This is a genomic window from Tateyamaria sp., from assembly GCF_039945315.1.
Classification (GTDB): domain Bacteria; phylum Pseudomonadota; class Alphaproteobacteria; order Rhodobacterales; family Rhodobacteraceae; genus Tateyamaria.
Genome location: NZ_JBDUXB010000036.1, coordinates 177,351 through 193,992, shown reverse-complemented (window position 1 = coordinate 193,992; position 16,642 = coordinate 177,351). Strand labels below are relative to the sequence as shown.

At 58.0% G+C, this 16,642-nt stretch carries 16 protein-coding genes; 7 read left to right on the top strand and 9 right to left on the bottom strand.

Annotated elements, in window-relative coordinates:
- Positions 1-6: 6 nt before the first annotated feature.
- From pdhA to ABJD00_RS10960, 5 genes are all read right to left on the bottom strand, one after another.
- Entirely contained in the window at positions 7-996 is a 990-nt protein-coding gene (pdhA, locus tag ABJD00_RS10980; protein ID WP_108835819.1) for a pyruvate dehydrogenase (acetyl-transferring) E1 component subunit alpha, read from the bottom strand.
- A 123-nt stretch (positions 997-1,119) separates the two neighbouring features.
- Entirely contained in the window at positions 1,120-1,419 is a 300-nt protein-coding gene (locus tag ABJD00_RS10975; RefSeq protein ID WP_413834837.1) for an FtsB family cell division protein, read from the bottom strand.
- A 92-nt stretch (positions 1,420-1,511) separates the two neighbouring features.
- Complete coding sequence (locus tag ABJD00_RS10970; protein ID WP_413834834.1) at positions 1,512-2,288, bottom strand: SDR family NAD(P)-dependent oxidoreductase; 777 nt, start codon at positions 2,286-2,288, stop codon at positions 1,512-1,514.
- Positions 2,289-2,336: 48 nt separating this feature from the next.
- Complete coding sequence (locus tag ABJD00_RS10965; protein ID WP_413834831.1) at positions 2,337-3,524, bottom strand: phosphoglycerate kinase; 1,188 nt, start codon at positions 3,522-3,524, stop codon at positions 2,337-2,339.
- Between the two features lie 44 nt (positions 3,525-3,568).
- On the bottom strand, positions 3,569-3,946 hold the full coding sequence (locus ABJD00_RS10960; RefSeq protein ID WP_413834828.1) for a hypothetical protein: 378 nt from the start codon (positions 3,944-3,946) through the stop codon (positions 3,569-3,571).
- Positions 3,947-4,096: 150 nt separating this feature from the next.
- Here ABJD00_RS10960 and ABJD00_RS10955 point away from each other — a divergent pair, with 150 nt between their 5' ends.
- Together ABJD00_RS10955 and ABJD00_RS10950 are read left to right on the top strand one after the other, a co-directional pair.
- On the top strand, positions 4,097-4,606 hold the full coding sequence (locus ABJD00_RS10955; RefSeq protein ID WP_413834826.1) for a peptidylprolyl isomerase: 510 nt from the start codon (positions 4,097-4,099) through the stop codon (positions 4,604-4,606).
- Positions 4,596-5,150 carry a peptidylprolyl isomerase gene (locus ABJD00_RS10950; protein WP_413834823.1) on the top strand — a complete coding sequence of 185 codons (555 nt, stop codon included), beginning with the start codon at positions 4,596-4,598 and terminating at the stop codon, positions 5,148-5,150. Before ABJD00_RS10955 ends, ABJD00_RS10950 begins: the two co-directional genes overlap by 11 nt.
- A 76-nt stretch (positions 5,151-5,226) precedes the next feature.
- Here ABJD00_RS10950 and ABJD00_RS10945 read toward each other — a convergent pair whose 3' ends face one another.
- The 4 genes from ABJD00_RS10945 to bcp all read right to left on the bottom strand — a co-directional run bounded on the left by ABJD00_RS10945 (position 5,227) and on the right by bcp (position 8,484).
- Entirely contained in the window at positions 5,227-5,718 is a 492-nt protein-coding gene (locus ABJD00_RS10945) for a bactofilin family protein (RefSeq protein WP_413834820.1), read from the bottom strand.
- Complete coding sequence (locus ABJD00_RS10940) at positions 5,708-7,039, bottom strand: DUF5930 domain-containing protein (protein WP_413834817.1); 1,332 nt, start codon at positions 7,037-7,039, stop codon at positions 5,708-5,710. Before ABJD00_RS10940 ends, ABJD00_RS10945 begins: the two co-directional genes overlap by 11 nt.
- A 174-nt stretch (positions 7,040-7,213) precedes the next feature.
- Entirely contained in the window at positions 7,214-8,023 is an 810-nt protein-coding gene (locus ABJD00_RS10935; RefSeq protein WP_413834815.1) for a ferritin-like domain-containing protein, read from the bottom strand.
- Entirely contained in the window at positions 8,023-8,484 is a 462-nt protein-coding gene (bcp, locus tag ABJD00_RS10930) for a thioredoxin-dependent thiol peroxidase (RefSeq protein ID WP_413834812.1), read from the bottom strand. The genes ABJD00_RS10935 and bcp overlap by 1 nt, the downstream gene beginning before the upstream one ends.
- A 75-nt stretch (positions 8,485-8,559) precedes the next feature.
- Here bcp and ABJD00_RS10925 point away from each other — a divergent pair, with 75 nt between their 5' ends.
- From ABJD00_RS10925 to lpdA, 5 genes are all read left to right on the top strand, one after another.
- Positions 8,560-11,994 (top strand): DUF3971 domain-containing protein, encoded by a 3,435-nt coding sequence (locus ABJD00_RS10925; RefSeq protein ID WP_413834809.1) that lies wholly within the window; start codon positions 8,560-8,562, stop codon positions 11,992-11,994.
- A 21-nt stretch (positions 11,995-12,015) separates the two neighbouring features.
- Entirely contained in the window at positions 12,016-13,098 is a 1,083-nt protein-coding gene (gene queA, locus ABJD00_RS10920; RefSeq protein WP_413834807.1) for a tRNA preQ1(34) S-adenosylmethionine ribosyltransferase-isomerase QueA, read from the top strand.
- A gap of 69 nt (positions 13,099-13,167) precedes the next feature.
- Positions 13,168-14,436, top strand: coding sequence for an MFS transporter (locus tag ABJD00_RS10915; protein ID WP_413834805.1), 1,269 nt, complete (start codon positions 13,168-13,170; stop codon positions 14,434-14,436).
- A gap of 81 nt (positions 14,437-14,517) precedes the next feature.
- Complete coding sequence (locus ABJD00_RS10910; protein ID WP_413834802.1) at positions 14,518-15,099, top strand: DUF924 family protein; 582 nt, start codon at positions 14,518-14,520, stop codon at positions 15,097-15,099.
- Positions 15,100-15,213: 114 nt separating this feature from the next.
- Positions 15,214-16,611: a dihydrolipoyl dehydrogenase gene (gene lpdA / locus ABJD00_RS10905; RefSeq protein ID WP_413834800.1), complete on the top strand. Its 1,398-nt coding sequence runs from the start codon at positions 15,214-15,216 to the stop codon at positions 16,609-16,611.
- Positions 16,612-16,642: the final 31 nt, after the last annotated feature.

The window sequence follows — 16,642 nt, the reverse complement described above, 5'->3', positions numbered from 1 at the left end:
CTCCCTTTACGCGTAAATGTCTGTCCAAAGTTCGTCGAGAGCCGGTTCTGGGCTCTCTTTGGCGAACTCGGCGCTGGCGTTCACAACGTCTTTGATCTGTTTATCGATGGCCTTCAGGTCATCTTCGGTGGCGTGCTTGCCGGTCAGCAGCATGGACCGCACGGCTTCAATGGGGTCACGCTCATCGCGCATCTTTTGAACTTCTTCGCGGGTGCGATACTTGGCCGGGTCGGACATCGAGTGGCCGCGATACCGGTAGGTCTTTATTTCCAGAATATATGGGCCTTTGCCCGCGCGGCAGTGCTCGACCGCCTTCTGACCGGCGGCTTTGACTGCCAGCACGTCCATTCCATCAACCTCTTCGCCCGGAATGCCATATGCGGCTCCGCGTTCCCAATAGCTGGGCGACTTGGTCGATCGTTTGGTCGAAGTGCCCATGGCGTATTGGTTATTTTCAATGACAAAAACCACAGGCAACATCCACAGTTCGGCCATGTTGTAGGCCTCGTAAACCTGACCCTGGTTCGCAGCACCGTCACCGAAATATGTGAAGGTCACATTGTCATTGCCTTTGTACATGTCGGAAAAGGCCAGACCGGCCCCAAGTGGCACCTGCGCCGCAACGATACCGTGACCACCATAGAAATGCTTCTCTTTCGAGAACATGTGCATGGAGCCGCCTTTGCCCTTGGAATACCCGCCCTCGCGGCCCGTCAATTCGGCCATCACGCCGTTAGGGTCCATGCCGCAGGCCAACATGTGGCCGTGGTCGCGGTAGGATGTGATGCGCTTGTCGCCTTCTTTAGCCGCGGCCTCGAGGCCAACAACAACGGCTTCCTGTCCGATGTAGAGGTGGCAAAAGCCGCCAATTAAGCCCATGCCGTACAGTTGACCGGCTTTTTCTTCAAACCGGCGGATCAAAAGCATGTCTTTGTAGTATGCTTTCAACTCCTCCGCAGACACATTCGGTTTGGTTCTGGCTTTGCGCGCGGCCATCGGCATCCTCCACGATAGATATAGTTTAGCGTTAAACTATCTCTTACAGGATTCGGAGCGGCGGCGCGAGTGTGAATGTGCCGCAGGGGCAACTGACCTTTAGGTGGTTGATCTTAAATGATATTAGCGGATTACGATTTCGTCGCTGCGTAGCATCCCAAGAACACTGCGAGCTTGTTCATCCAGTAAATCAAGATCGAGGTAGTCATCTGACAGGCGTTGGGTCAGGTTTTCCATCTCGGCTACTTCGAATTGCACGGCCATCAACTGAGCTGATAAATCGCGCGCTTCTGCATCGATTTCTGCGCGACGAAAAAGACCATAGTCACCCTGCACGGCGGCAAAAGTGAAATAAATGCCTAACGCAAATGCGACGGCGAAAAAAATAACTGTTCCCAATGCGGGGCGTGCTGTTCGGGTCATTGCCTCGTGCCTCTGTCCCGTCTCTGATGGACGGCTTTCAGCACTATGGCACATGCGAATCAGTCTGTGAATCCCTTTTCTCGCCCTAGAGCCTAGTGATCATTCATTATTTTGCCATTTAGCAGGGTTGTGAGTCGGCGCGGCGTAAGGCGCGGCAAAAAAGAGACGACTTTGTTCATGGCACCGGGCACCACAACCGGTTTCCCTATGCGGGACTGCAGCCAGCCCAGTTCGGCGACGACCTTGGCGTCTATGGGTTTGGCAAACTTGAGAAGCTTAGCGTCGGTCATCCCTGCGTCCTCAAAGAAATTTGTAGCCGTGGTGCCGGGGCAGAGGGCCGTTACCGTCACATTCGTGCCTTTCAGTTCATTGCCCACGGCCTCTGACAGGGACAGGACATAGGCCTTGGTCGCGCAATAGACCGCCATGCCTGGACCGGGCGCAAAGGCTGCGATCGAGGCGACGTTCAGGATGCGCCCTTTTTCAAGCTCTTTCATATGTGGAATAGCCAGCTTCATCAGACGGGTCAGAGCCAACATGTTGACGCTAATTGAACTCGTTTCGCGGTCCCATCCGTCGGCGTCGTCAAATGAGCCGTTAAATCCCAGACCGGCGTTGTTCACCAGCACATCAATATTTCGCCCATCCGTCGCTTCAGCCCAAAGGCGGTCCACTTCAGCCATGTCTGACAGATCCGCAGGTATCACCAGCGCCTCTACACCCAGAGCGCGCACATCGTCGGCGACGTTTTCCAATTTGTCCTTTGACCGGGCAGCGAGGATGACGTTGCGCTTTTCCTTGGCGGCGATATAGGCAAACTCTACGCCGAGACCTTCAGATGCACCCGTGATTAGTGTCCAGTTTACCATCTCGCATTCCCCCCTGGTCGGCCATGTGCGACTTTGCGCCTCGCCGTATTATTGCATCAGGGCGGCGACACCGGGCAACTCCTTGCCTTCCATCCACTCCAAAAAGGCGCCCCCAGCAGTAGAGATATAGGTGAAATTTTCAGCAACTCCTGCTTGATTGAGTGCCGCAACCGTATCCCCACCGCCCGCAACGGTGACGAGGCCATTTGATTTGGTCAGTTCAGCCGCCGCGCGCGCCGCCGCCATAGTCGCGGTGTCAAAGGGCGGAATCTCAAATGCGCCAAGTGGGCCATTCCAGATCAGGGTGTTCAGCGAGCCAAAGGTCTCGGCAATCTGTGCGGCGGATACGTCTCCTGCATCAAGGACCATCTGATCTGCTTCTAGTTTCGTTTCTGGTGTCAGGGCGATCACTTCATGGGCCGCGTTGGTGGCAAACTCACGCGAGACGCGCCCGTCGGTGGGCAGGATCACAGTGCAACCGGCACTTTCGGCTGCCGACATGATATCGCGTGCTGTGTTGTGCAGGTCGGCCTCTTGCAGGGACGCCCCCAGATCCGCCCCTTGAGCGGCCCAAAAGGTGTTGGCCATGCCACCGCCGATCACCAGCACATCGATCTTTTTGACAAGGTTTTCCAGCAGATCGAGCTTGGTGGACACTTTGGCGCCACCCACGACAGCACCCACTGGACGTTTGGGCGAAGACAGTGCTGCTTCCAAAGCCTGCAACTCAGCCTGCATCAAGCGGCCGGCGCAGTTGGGTAGCAGATGCGCGACGCCGGTGGTCGAAGCATGTGCGCGGTGTGCCGCCGAAAACGCATCATTGCAGAACACATCTCCAAGAGAGGCGAGGAATTGCGCCATTTGCGGGTCGTTGGCTTCTTCCATCGCCGTAAAGCGGGTGTTTTCCACTAGGATAACAGCGTCACTGGCTTGGGCATTGATAAACTCTCGCGAAGGACGTTCCACAAACACCACTGGACAGCCGAATGCCTCTTCAAGGGCAGGAACCAGCGGTTTGAGTGACATCTCGGGCACGTATTGCCCCTTGGGCCGTCCAAAATGGGCCAGAAGCACCGGGCTGCCGCCCTTGGCGCGAATGTCGGCAATGGTGGGGGCAATCCGTTCGATCCGGGTGGCGTCCGTGACGCGGCCATCTTCGACGGGGACGTTGATATCCACACGCGTCAAAACGCGTTTATTCTTCAGATCAACATCATCCAGTGTATTCCAACCCATCAGTCCCGCTCCATTGCTAAGTGCAGGGACGTTATGACCCCAAGTTAGGCGGTGGCGTCAACCGGCTGCATGCTGCGGGCGACGAATCCTGAGGAAAACGCCCAAGCCGGAAGCACGAACAACACGCAGCCCAAAATCGGTAACACGGAGTTGGCGATGAACAGCAGGCTCAGGACGGCCGTTGGCATTCCGGCAAATCCCACGAGGGTCAGCGCCGAAAGTGCGCCGGTTATCCCACCCGCGATCCGAATTCGCACGTCCGCGATTGCAGCGCTATGACGCTTGAATATCGTAGGGCCGCGGTCGCTTCCGATATGCGCGATGCGGGCCTTCATCGTCCCTTGGAATACGCCCAAGAGCGCGCCAACGATTTGTAACGCTGCGCAAAACAACAGCAGTTCAAAGCCGGAATAGTGGAACATGTTGGCAGCTTTCAGTTCACAGTGGCAACGGCCAAGCTGCGCCCAAATCCTGACATTTCTGGGACCGTATAAAGGAAAGACCGGGTCACCCTTTTCTCTATGCCTCAACCGTACTAGGGTCCGCCGAAATACACATACAGGAGCGCCAAAATGGCCGAGATCAAAGACCCCGAAAATACGATCCTCATGGAACTCAAAGGTGGCACGGTGACCATCGCGCTTATGCCCGATGTCGCTCCACAACATACCGAACGTATGAAAGAGCTGGCGCGTGCAGGTGAGTATGACAACGTCGCTTTCCACCGTGTGATCGATGGCTTCATGGCGCAAACGGGCGATGTGCAGCATGGCGATATGGAAGACGGGTTTAACATCCGCATGGCCGGAACAGGCGGATCAGACAAGCCTGACGTACCCGCCGAATTCTCCAAGATCCCACATGCGCGTGGATCTTTGGGCGCAGCGCGCTCGGCGAACCCGGACAGTGCCAATAGCCAGTTCTTTATCAACTTCAAAGACAACGACTTCCTGAACGGCCAATACACCGTATACGGCCAGGTCATTGAAGGCATGGAGCATGTGGACGCCATCACGCGAGGCGAGCCACCTGCCGAGCCTGACCGCATGATCTCCGTCAAGGTGGCCGCAGATGCTGAGTAAGGCAGTTGCTCTGCTCGCGCTGATGGCTGCGTCACCCGCGCTGGCCACTGGCATCGACATCACAGTGACGGGTGAGGCCAACGGCGTGATCTCTGTCGATCTGTTCGAGGATGTTGCCCCCCGCCATGTTGAGCGCATTACGACATTGGCTGAGACGGGGAAGTATGACGGTGTCGTCTTTCACCGTGTGATCGACGGGTTCATGGCGCAAACCGGCGATGTACAGTTTGGGCAAATCGATGGATATGACGCCCGGCGGGCCGGGCGAGGTGGGTCGGATATGGGCAATCTGCCTGCCGAGTTCTCCGAGATCACGTTCGATCGCGGTGTCGTCGGTATGGCCCGCAGCAGCGATCCGAACTCTGCCAATAGCCAGTTCTTTATCATGTTTGCACCGGGCCCGTTTCTGGACGGACAATACACCGTGGTGGGTCAGGTGACTGCTGGGCTGGAGGTGCTGGACTCCATCAAACGCGGGAATCAGCAATCGGGTGCGATCACCGGCGCGCCTGACATGATGTCCAAGGTAAGCGTGACCGAATAATCGTCTGACAAGATAAGAAAAAAAGGGAGCTGCATGGCAAATGCAGCGCCCTTTTCCTATAGATCGAAGCGTCGGCTTATTCTGATTTGGCCGCCGGTGCTGCGGCACCCTTGCCGCCGGAATTCAGCGGGTCGTCCTGACGCTGAACCGAGCCCTCGAAATGGGCGCCGGATTCGATTGCGATGGTCTTGTGGATGATGTCGCCCTCTACGCGCGCGGTGGAAGTCAGGCGGACCTTTAGGCCACGCACACGACCCACAATGCGGCCATTTACGACGACATCATCAGCGATCACTTCGCCCTTGATGGTCGCTGACTCACCGATCGTCAGCAGGTGAGCGCGAATATCGCCTTCAACTGTGCCTTCGACATTGATGTCGCCGGTGGTCTTCATGTTGCCTGTGATGTGCAGGTCCGCAGACAGGAGCGAGGCAGGGGGCTTGGCCTTTGGGGCGCTTGCCTTGAATTCGCTTGCCTTGGGCGCTGCAGGGGCAGGGCTGGCTGGAGCGGCGGTTTTGGGTTTGTCCGCGCTGGGGCCGGGTTCGTTGATTTTGCTTTTAGAAAACATCGTTCGCTGCCTTGATATAGATCATTGGGTTCACGGCCTTGCCGCCTACGCGCACCTCATAGTGCAGATGCACGCCGGTAACCCGTCCAGACGCTCCCATATCACCGATTCTATCCCCGCGCGAGACCCTTTGACCAACTTTAACGTTAAGTCGTGACAGGTGCGCATACCGTGTCTCAATTCCGAACTCGTGCTGAATTTTGACAAGCCGCCCAAATCCCCCAAGCCACCCCGCGTGGGTCACGACGCCGTCCGCTGTTGCATAAAGCGGCGTTCCGAGCGAGGAGGCAAAATCCACACCATTGTGCATGCGCCGACCACCAGTTTTGGGATCACGGCGGAACCCGAAGGACGACGTAAAGCGGAAGGACGATTTCACAGGCGTTGCAAAGGGCGCCTTTTGCGCAGCAATTCTATACAGATTGAGCGTATCCATCTGATTTAGAATGCGATTTGCGCGCAATGTGTCCGGGCTGGGTTCTTCGCCGCTGGTAGAAAAACTGAGCGGGGTAAGGGGGCCACCCTGACCGGAATAGCCCTGACGCACCTGCTCGATGATGCGTTCGGTTGGCATCCCAGCGGCCCGGAACATTTTGTCCAGCGGGGCCACAGATACGGTCATCGCTTCTTCAAGCTGGCGGAAAATCTGGTCGTTCTGTTCTTGCATCAGCGCGATTTCAGTCGCCATTTCATCGGCTGCCAGCAGCGCCTCCTGCGCATCTTCAACAACCTGATCACGCTCTGCAGCAGTTTTCGCCAGAGCGTCTGCCACGAAATCCATCGGCGCATTTGCGCCACCTGCCACCAGCGGACCCGCCGTTCCGCCGGATTGCAGCTGTGTTTCTAGGGTGGCAAGTTGCGTACGGGCCTCTTCGCGGGCCTGCATTGTATCCCGCAGTGTGGCCTGAATAACCTCAATACCTGTTTCCAGCTCACGGCGGCGCGTTTCAGAGGCCAGTAGTTCGGTCTGCATCACGGAAATCTGGGACAAAGCAGCGTTGAACCGTTCCTGTGCAGCCAATGCTTCTTCGGCGCGGCTGTCGCGCTGGCTGGACAGATCATTCAGGCGGGATTGATAGGTGCGCTGATCACGTTTGGCCTGTTCGCGGAAATTTCCCGCCCCAATACTGTCCATTAGCAAGATTGCGGTCGCAACGATCGCCCAGGCAACCACAAACGAACCGCCTGCAAAGGCAAACAGTTGCGTGCTTGGTCTTAGTCGGATGAACCGGGTGTCGTTGTCGGATTTCAGGAAAACACGCCGTTCCGGAAAATAGTGTTCCAGAAGTCCGTGCACTTTGATGCCGATACGTGTCCGCACTATGCGTTCCTTGTCCCGTCCCAATAGCGACACTCACGTCCCCCAACCCGGTGTCTTAGGGCGCGTGCATAAAGGTGTGAACACCCTGCGGCAAGGGTCATCCTTTTCACCTTCGCGTAACCGGCAGCAAACTGTAACATTTTGCCTAAAAATTAGGCGCAAAGAACATACGGTTCAGTCTGCCACCGCCAACGGCCAATAAAAATCTGGGGGCAAACCCGCCTCCGCTCGTTTTTCCTCGTTGAACGGAGGTTTAAGCGGGCTGTGGAAATATCGCTGCACCAGTTCATGGAACGTATCTTTTGGATCCATCTCGTGACGGCCACACAAGAAGTGAAACCATTTGGACCCATAGGCCACATGCGCCACTTCCTCGGCATAGATGGTCTCAAGTGCCGCGACCGCCTGATCTGCCTTGGCTTTGCGGAACACCGCTATCATCCCCGGAGAGACATCCAGCCCACGAGCCTCCAACACCATCGGCACAACGGCCAATCGCCCCATAAAGTCCTCGGCGGTGTCTTCCGCTGCTCGCCACATGCCAGCATGGGCCGGCAGAGCGCCATAGTGACTTCCCGCGGCTTCAAGGCAATCGCACATCAAATTGAAATGTTTCGATTCTTCGTCTGCTGCCTTCACCCAGTCGTCATAGAATCCTATGGGCATCGCCACGTTCGTAAACCGCGCGATGATGTCCCAGTGCAAGTCTACTGCGTTCAACTCGATATGCGCGACTGCATGCAACAGCGCGATTCGGCCTTCGGGGCTACCGGGGCGGCGGCGGGGCACATCGCGGGGGCTGAGCAACTCGGGGGCTGCAGGGCGCGCGGGGTGCATTGGGGGATCGGCCTGACCAATTTCGGGGCGCGCACCTGTTGCGCGCGCCTCACGCCACTGAGTTGCCAGCTTGCGCGACAGCGCTGTCTTTTCCCGCCCGTCCGCCGTGCGCAGCACTGCTTCTGCCATCTGCGCAAGAGGTTGCATCACAGGGCCTGAACTGCAGCGAGAACAGCTTCAGCATGACCCGGGACTTTGACCTTTGGCCAGACCATTGCGATGTGACCGGTTGCGTCGATCAGGTATGTTGTGCGTTCTATCCCCATGTACTTCTTACCGTACATGTTCTTTTCCTTCCACACACCGTAATCTTCGCACACGCCGCCATGTTCGTCAGACAGCAGTGGAACAGTCAGTTCTTTCTTGGCCGCGAACTTGGCGTGGCTGGCCACAGAGTCTTTCGAGATGCCGAACACTTTGGCGCCAGCAGCTTCGAACGCGGCCAGATGTTCGGAAAAGGCGATGGATTCTTTTGTGCATCCGGGTGTGTCATCACGGGGATAAAAGTACAAAACCACGGCACCTCCTTGCAGGTCGGACAGGGTCACATCGGTGCCTGCACCGTCGGGCAGCGTGAAATTAGGGGCAGGTGTTGCTATGTCGAGCATGATTTTGGCCTTTTCGTCGCAAAAAAGAAGGAGTTGTGACTGGCATGATAGGTCAGGGCAGACAAGAATAAAGGTATGAGCAGTTCTGAGCCAACATCCGTCGCACCCAGCGTGCGGCGCAAGAACCTGTGGCGTCGCCATCGGGTAGGCAGTCTGCTGACGACTTTAACGTTTACGGCTCTCTTGGGGGCTTTGATCTATGTGATGATCGGACGGCCCGTTTCGGCGCCCGACTGGTTGCGTACAGAAATCGAGACAAGGGTCGCCGACGCGCTTGGGGCCGCCAGCATACGGTTTGATGCCCTCGATCTGGTGGTTGAGGACGCGGCGCACCCGCAGGTGCGTATGACAAACGTGCAACTGGTTTCGGATACCGGCGCGGAAATCGCGGCCTTTGGAGAAATGCGCGCCAATCTATCCTTTGCAGGCCTGTTGTCTGGAAAGATGCAGCCCACACATTTGTCTGTCACTGGAGTCTTTGCCCAGCTGCGCCGCCGGATGGATGGGACAGTTGTTTTGTCGGGCGGGCTGGATCTGTCGGCCCCCAACAGGCAGGCCGCCAGTTTGGCCGAACTGATAGCAGGGATAGACACGATCCTGTCACACTCCGGTTTTGACGCGCTGCGCAGTGCCGAAATCCGTGCGCTCACTCTGCAGGTCGAAGATGTGCGGGCTAACCGGGCCTGGACGATCGATGGAGGGCGCGCGCAGCTGACCCTGACGGGTGATACTGTTCGCATCACCACCGACCTCGCTCTGCTCAGTGGAGGACAGGGGGTCGCGACCTTAGCGGCAAACTACGAAAGCAACATGGGCGATGTGGCGGCCACATTTGGGGCGTCTATAGAGGGAATAGATGCGGGGGACATCGCCACACTCGCTCCGCCATTTGCTTGGCTTGACGTATTGCGCGCGCCGATCTCGGGCGCGATGCGCGCAGGAGTGAACGCCGACGGAGAGCTTACGCCCCTGAACGCGACACTTACCATCGGGGAAGGGGTTATTCAGCCTACCGACGCCGCCCGGCCTGTGCCGTTTTCTTCGGCGCGAAGCTATTTCAACTACGATCCGGCAGCGCGTGTACTGACTTTTGATGAACTCTCCGTCGTCAGCGCGTGGATAACTGGCCGGATCGAAGGACAGACCGTGCTCGGGCTCACTCCGGACGGGCAGCTTAATGATCTGGTGGGGCAATTCCGCTCTTCTACGCTGACGGCCAACCCGGACAACCTCTATGATACGCCTGTCAGCTTTGAGGCGTCCGAGATGGATTTCCGCCTCGAGCTTGAACCGTTCCGTTTTGACGTGGGGCAGGCGGTGTTTCAGGATCAGGGCCAAACCGTTCTTGCGCGCGGTGTGCTTGAGGCGGGCCCGGAAGGCTGGAGCTATGGTCTGGACGCGCAAATGGACGGTATTTCGCCGGAAAGATTGCTTGCCCTTTGGCCGGAAGGGGCGGTTCCTAAAACGCGGACATGGCTTGTAGATAATTTGTTGGGGGGCAGGCTCAGCAACTTGGATGCCGTGCTGCGGGACGCGCCCGGGTCGCCGCTCAATGCGTATATCAGCTTTGACTTCGAAGACGCCCATGTTCGCTATACCAAAACGCTGCCGCCGGTCACTGAGGCGCGGGGTACGGCCAGCCTGCTTGATAATCGGTTTGTGGTGACGGTGGACGCAGGCAAGGTCATCGCGCCCGAGGGCGGGGCGATTGATGTGGCGAGTTCGTCATTTATCATCCCGGATGTGCGCGCAAAACCGAACCCGCCTGCGATCGTCCGCCTGCAAACTCGCGGCACCGTCACTGCAGCACTGGCCATGCTGGATGCCCCACCGCTGAGCATAATGTCTAAGGCGAATCTGCCGACTGCCATCGCTGACGGATATCTGCAAGCCGAAGGGACACTGGCGCTGCCTTTGCGCAAGGGATTGAAGCCGGGCGAGTTGATATTTGACGCCCGCGGGACTGCGCGCGAAGTGACAAGCACCCGCCTGATCGAAGGGCGCACTCTTGCCACAAGCACGCTTGAGGTCGTGGCGAACAACGCGGGTGTGGAGATTTCGGGCCTTGGCACGCTCGACGGAATCCCATTTCAGGCCATATGGGAGCAACCCATTGGCACGGGTCCGCAGCCGAGCAACGTCACTGGTACGATGGAACTGTCCGAGCGCACGGAAACAATCTTGGGTCTGGGACTGCCGCCGGGTTTGTTGACGGGTCAAGGTACGGGCCGTATCCGAGTGACCCTGCCAGTGGACGACACGGTTCCGACATTTCAGGTCGAAACGGATTTGCGTGGTATCCGCCTGTCCTCCCCGCCATTGGGATGGAGCAAAGCGGCCCAAACCCCGGCGACTTTGTCGGTCACCGGGCAGTTGGGAGAAACCCCGCGGGTCGATCGGTTGGAACTGGACGCGCCGGGGTTGCGGGCCAGCGGCGCTATTACTTTGCGCCCGGATGGCGGATTAGAGCGTGCCCGGTTTGACCGGGTGCAGGTCGGTCAGTGGCTGGATGCCCCGGTTGATCTGGTCGGGCGAGGGGTAAATGTGCCCCCGGCGATCAATGTGCGGGGCGGCAAGCTTGACTTGCGGCAAGCTGATTTTGGCGGCTCCGGATCAGGCAGCGCAGGCGGGCAGGGCGGTGGGCCCCTAAGCTTGGCGCTGGATCAGTTGCTGATCACTGACACCATCCGGCTCACCGGTCTTGTGGGCGAATTTGACATGGCGCGCGGCTTGAGCGGCACATTTCAGGCCCGCATCAACGGGGCGACGCCCATTCGCGGTGAGGTTCTGCCGGAAAACGGGCGAAGCGCCATCCGTATCACGTCAGATGATGCCGGTGGGGTTGCGGCCTCTGCAGCGATCCTCAAGCAGGCGCGTGGGGGGACATTGTCGCTGACCCTGCGGCCCGTAGGATCAGCAAGCTTCGATGGCAGCCTCAGTATCCGGGAAACCCGTATTCAGGATGCGCCTGCCATCGCCGCCCTTCTGAATGCGCTCAGCATCGTGGGCCTTTTGGAACAGATGGGCGGGCCGGGCATTCATTTTCAGGAAGTCGAGGCCGCGTTTCGTCTGACGCCATCGATTATGACGCTGACACAGGCCAGTGCTGTCGGGCCGTCCATGGGGCTTTCGATGTTTGGCACTTATGATGTGAACCGCTCAATTCTTGATATGCAGGGGGTCATCTCGCCATTGTACCTGATCAATGGGATTGGCAGTATCCTTACGCGCAAGGGTGAGGGGCTGATTGGGTTCAACTACGCTCTGCGCGGGGCGGCTTCCAATCCTCAGGTGCAGGTCAATCCACTCTCGGCCCTCACTCCGGGTATGTTCCGTGAAGTTTTTCGCGCCCAGCCCCCCACGTTGCCAACCGTTACAAACGAAATCGACCCAGTCGTTCCTGAGGCAAGCGCGCTGAGCGAACCCAAAGAGAGCGACCTGACCGAGCCTGTAGAAACAGATGCACAACGACGTATGCGCCTGCGTCAGGAAGAGAGTGACAGCCGCTGAGAGCGGGTGTAGAGCGCGGGCATGAAACTCAGCGATTTCGACTTTGATCTACCTGAAACTCTGATTGCGACCCGGCCTGCGGTGCCGCGCTCCTCTGCACGCCTGCTGGTTGCGGAGGCTGACAATATCCACGATCAGCATGTCACTGATCTGGTGGACTGGCTGCGCCCCGGTGATCTGCTGGTGCTGAACGACACCAAGGTCATCCCGGCGCGCCTTTTCGGCACCCGCGCGCGGACCTCTGCACAGGGTGAAACGACGGCAAGGATCGAAGTCACGCTGCTGGAACCGCGCAGCGACGGCACATGGTCGGCGCTGGTCAAACCGCTCAAGAAACTGCGGGTAGGCGAGGAGGTGCGCTTTTCCTCGGATTTGTCAGCGACGCTTGCCGGCACCGCAGACGGGCAGGGCCACTTGCAGTTTAACCTGGCTGGCGACGACTTTGATGCGGCGCTTGCCCAAGCCGGGGCCATGCCGCTGCCGCCCTACATTGCTGCCAAACGGGCGGCGGATGCGCGCGATAAAGTGGACTACCAAACCATTTGGGCGGCCAACAGCGGGGCGGTGGCCGCCCCGACGGCGTCGCTGCACTTTGACGTCGCCCTCATGGACGCGCTGAAAGCGCGGGGCGTCGCGACGACCTATGTCACGCTGCATGTGGGCGCTGGCACTTTTTTGCCGGTCAAGGTTGATGATGTAACCACCCACAAGATGCATGCCGAATGGGGGCAGGTCAGCGCGCGCGCCGCACAGGACATCGCAGACGCAAAGGCGCAAGGTGGGCGCGTAATTCCCGTGGGCACCACAGCGCTCCGCCTGATCGAAACTATGGCGCGGGACAACGGGGTGAGCCCGTGGGAGGGGGAGACGGATATCTTCATCTACCCCGGTTTTCCTTTCCGTGTTGCTGATGGTCTGATGACCAATTTTCACCTGCCAAAGTCGACACTGATGATGCTGGTGGCCGCGCTGATGGGACAAGACCGGATCAAACACATCTACGATCATGCGGTTGCACAGGGCTATCGGTTCTTTTCTTACGGCGATGCGTCGTTGTTACTGCCCGAGACTCACACAGACAAAACCGACACGACAAAGTCGTAATATGCGGCGACTCAATCGCGCAGGTCGTGCCATCGGTGACTCCGACACAGCGCGCAGGAGGCGAGCGTCATGATCCAGGTCATCACAAGCGCGTGGGCGCTACTCTTGGGCATGTGCCTTTTGATGGTGGGCAACGGCATGCAGGGCACGTTGCTGGGTATTCGGGGCGAGATCGAAGGATTCTCGACGCTCGAGATGTCGATCGTAATGTCGGCCTATTTCGCAGGGTTTCTGTTCGGCAGCCGGATGGCTCCCAACATGATCCGACGTGTTGGGCATGTGCGCGTGTTCGCAGCCCTTGCCTCGCTGATTTCGGCTGTCATCCTGCTTTACCCGACATTCGCCAACCCGTGGGTCTGGGCGCTTGGGCGGGTGGTGATCGGGTTCGGGTTCTCAGCCGTCTATGTGACAGCGGAAAGCTGGCTGAACGATGCCGCCGACAACTCCAACCGGGGTAAGGCGCTGTCGCTCTACATGATCGTGCAGACATCCGGGATCGTAATAAGTCAGGCGCTGCTGCTGACGGCAGACCCTTCGGGCTTTGTGCTGTTCGTGATTCCGTCCGTGCTCGTGTCGCTCGCAATCACACCCATTCTGTTGTCGATCACGCCGACACCGGCCTTTGATTCAACCAAACCGATGACGCTGAGCGACCTCTTTGGCAAATCGCCCCTGGGCTGTTTCGGGATGTTGCTGCTGGGCGGCGTGTTCTCGGCTCAGTTCGGCATGTCATCGGTTTACGGGGCGCAGGTCGGCCTAAGTGTGGCCGAAATCTCGACCTTCGTGGCAACCTTCTTTGTCGGGGCGATGGTGCTGCAATACCCGATAGGATGGATATCTGACCGGATGGATCGACGGCAGTTGATCATCATTGTATCGGCTATCGGCTTTGCAGGCGCAGTTGCAGGGATGCTGTTTGGCCCGAACCTCACATGGTTGCTGATCACGGCCTTTTTGGTGGGGGGGATGTCGAACCCCGCTTATTCGTTGCTATTGGCGCACACAAATGACTTTCTCGAGCATGAAGACATGGCTGCAGCCTCTGGCGGGCTGGTTTTCATCAGTGGTCTGGGCGCCGTATTTGGCCCGCTTGTGGTTGGAGCGCTGATGGAGAATGTCGGACCAAACGGGTTTTATCTGTTTATTGGCGTTTTGTTCGCCGTTCTCGCAGGTTATGCCATCTACCGCACCACTCAACGTGAGGCGATTTCGGTCACAGAGACCGGCGCCTACGTGGCCATGGCTCAGAGTGTCGTGACGCCGGTCTCGATGGAAATTGCACAAGAATACGCCATTAGTGCGGATCAGGCCGGAGATGATGACGATAAAACTGCATAATGTTGTATTTCGTGATTGGGCGGACCACATGTTGACGTGTAACGATTTGATGACGGGGCATGGGAGCAGGAGTGAAAAACCATGGTAGGTCCGGACGAAATACTGAAGTTCTGGTTGGATGAGTGCACACCTGAACAATGGTTCAGGATGGATGCTGATTTTGATGACACCATACGCCAGCGCTTTGGGCGGACGTGGCATGGCGCAACTGAGGGGCAATATGCGCTTTGGCTGACGTATCCCAACGGGGCGCTGGCCTATACGATCCTCACAGATCAGATGTCGCGCAACATGTTCCGGGACTCCTGCGAGGCCTTTGCCACGGACCGTGCCGCACTGGCTGCTACAAAATCCGCTATAGCTAAGGGCTGGGATTTGCGGGTCGATCCCCCCGCGCGCGTTTTCTTCTATATGCCGCTTGAGCATTCCGAAAACCTCAGTGATCAGGATCGCGCCGTACGCCTAATCAGCGAGCGGATGGGGGACGCAACATTCCTGCTGCACGCACGTGCTCACCGCGAGGTGATCCGCCAGTTTGGGCGCTTCCCACACCGCAACGCCTGTCTGGGGCGCAAAACGACGAGCGCTGAACAGGCGTTCCTTGACCGGGGTGGTTACGGGGAAATCCTGCGCGAGTTGGAACAAGCCAGCGCAGCCGCCTAATTCACCTGTCTGCTCTGTCAGGTCGAAGTGTCGCGCACGAGTCTCGTTGAGGTCTGCTCAAAAGTGGTTTACCGTTAAACTAATTCTGATCAGAGTTTGACGAGGACACTAGACATGGCAGCGAAATCCTTTGACGTGGTGGTGGTCGGCTCCGGCCCAGGCGGATATGTGGCGGCAATACGTGCGGCACAATTGGGCCTGAGCACCTGTGTGGTGGAACGCGAACATCTGGGCGGCATCTGCCTGAACTGGGGCTGCATCCCGACCAAAGCGATGTTGCGCTCGTCCGAAGTGTTCCACCTTATGCATCGCGCCAAGGAATTTGGCTTGAAGGCAGACAATGTTGGCTACGATCTGGACGCTGTGGTCAAACGCTCGCGTCAGGTTGCGGGCCAATTGTCAGGCGGCATCGGCCATCTGCTGAAAAAGAACAAAGTGACCGTGATTATGGGCGAGGGCACGATCCCCGCCAAAGGCAAAGTGTCCGTCAAAACCGACAAGGGCACCGAAGAACTGACTGCCAAAAACATCATCCTCGCAACCGGTGCACGCGCGCGCGAATTGCCGGGTTTGGAAGCGGATGGCGAACTGGTCTGGACGTACAAAGCGGCGCTGACACCTAAGCGGATGCCAAAGAAGCTGCTGGTCATTGGGTCTGGGGCAATCGGGATCGAATTTGCGAGCTTTTACAATACGCTGGGCGCCGACACGACTGTGGTTGAAGTCATGGGCCGGGTGTTGCCTGTCGAAGATGAAGAAATCAGCGCCTTTGCGAAAAAGTCTTTTGAAAAGCAGGGCATGAAGATCATGCAAAAGGCGATGGTGAAACAGCTGGATCGCGCCAAAGGCAAAGTCACCGCCCATATCGAAGTGGGCGGCAAGGTCGAAAAGCACGACTTTGACACCGTGATTTCTGCCGTCGGCATCGTCGGCAACGTCGAAAATCTGGGTCTCGAAGCCCTCGGCGTGAAAATCGACCGCACCCACGTGGTCACAGATGAATACTGCCGCACCGGCATCGATGGGCTCTATGCCATCGGCGACATCGCGGGCGCCCCATGGCTGGCACACAAGGCGTCCCACGAGGGGACGATGGTTGCAGAGTTGATTGCAGGCAAAAACGACGTGCACCCGATCAAACCCAACTCCATTGCGGGGTGCACCTATTGCCATCCGCAGGTGGCAAGCGTGGGCCTGTCCGAGGCCAAAGCCAAAGAAGCGGGGTACACCATTAAGGTCGGCAAGTTTCCGTTCATCGGCAACGGCAAGGCGATCGCTTTGGGCGAGCCTGAGGGGCTTATCAAAACCGTCTTTGACGCCAAAACAGGTGAGCTTTTGGGCGCGCACATGATCGGCGCCGAAGTGACCGAGTTGATCCAGGGTTACGTGGTGGGTCAGGCGCTCGAAACCACAGAAGAAGACCTGATGCACACTGTCTTCCCGCACCCAACGCTGTCAGAGATGATGCACGAAAGCGTTTTGGATGCCTACGACCGTGTCATCCATATGTAAGTGAGACCCGTGCCTGACGGCATGGAAATCA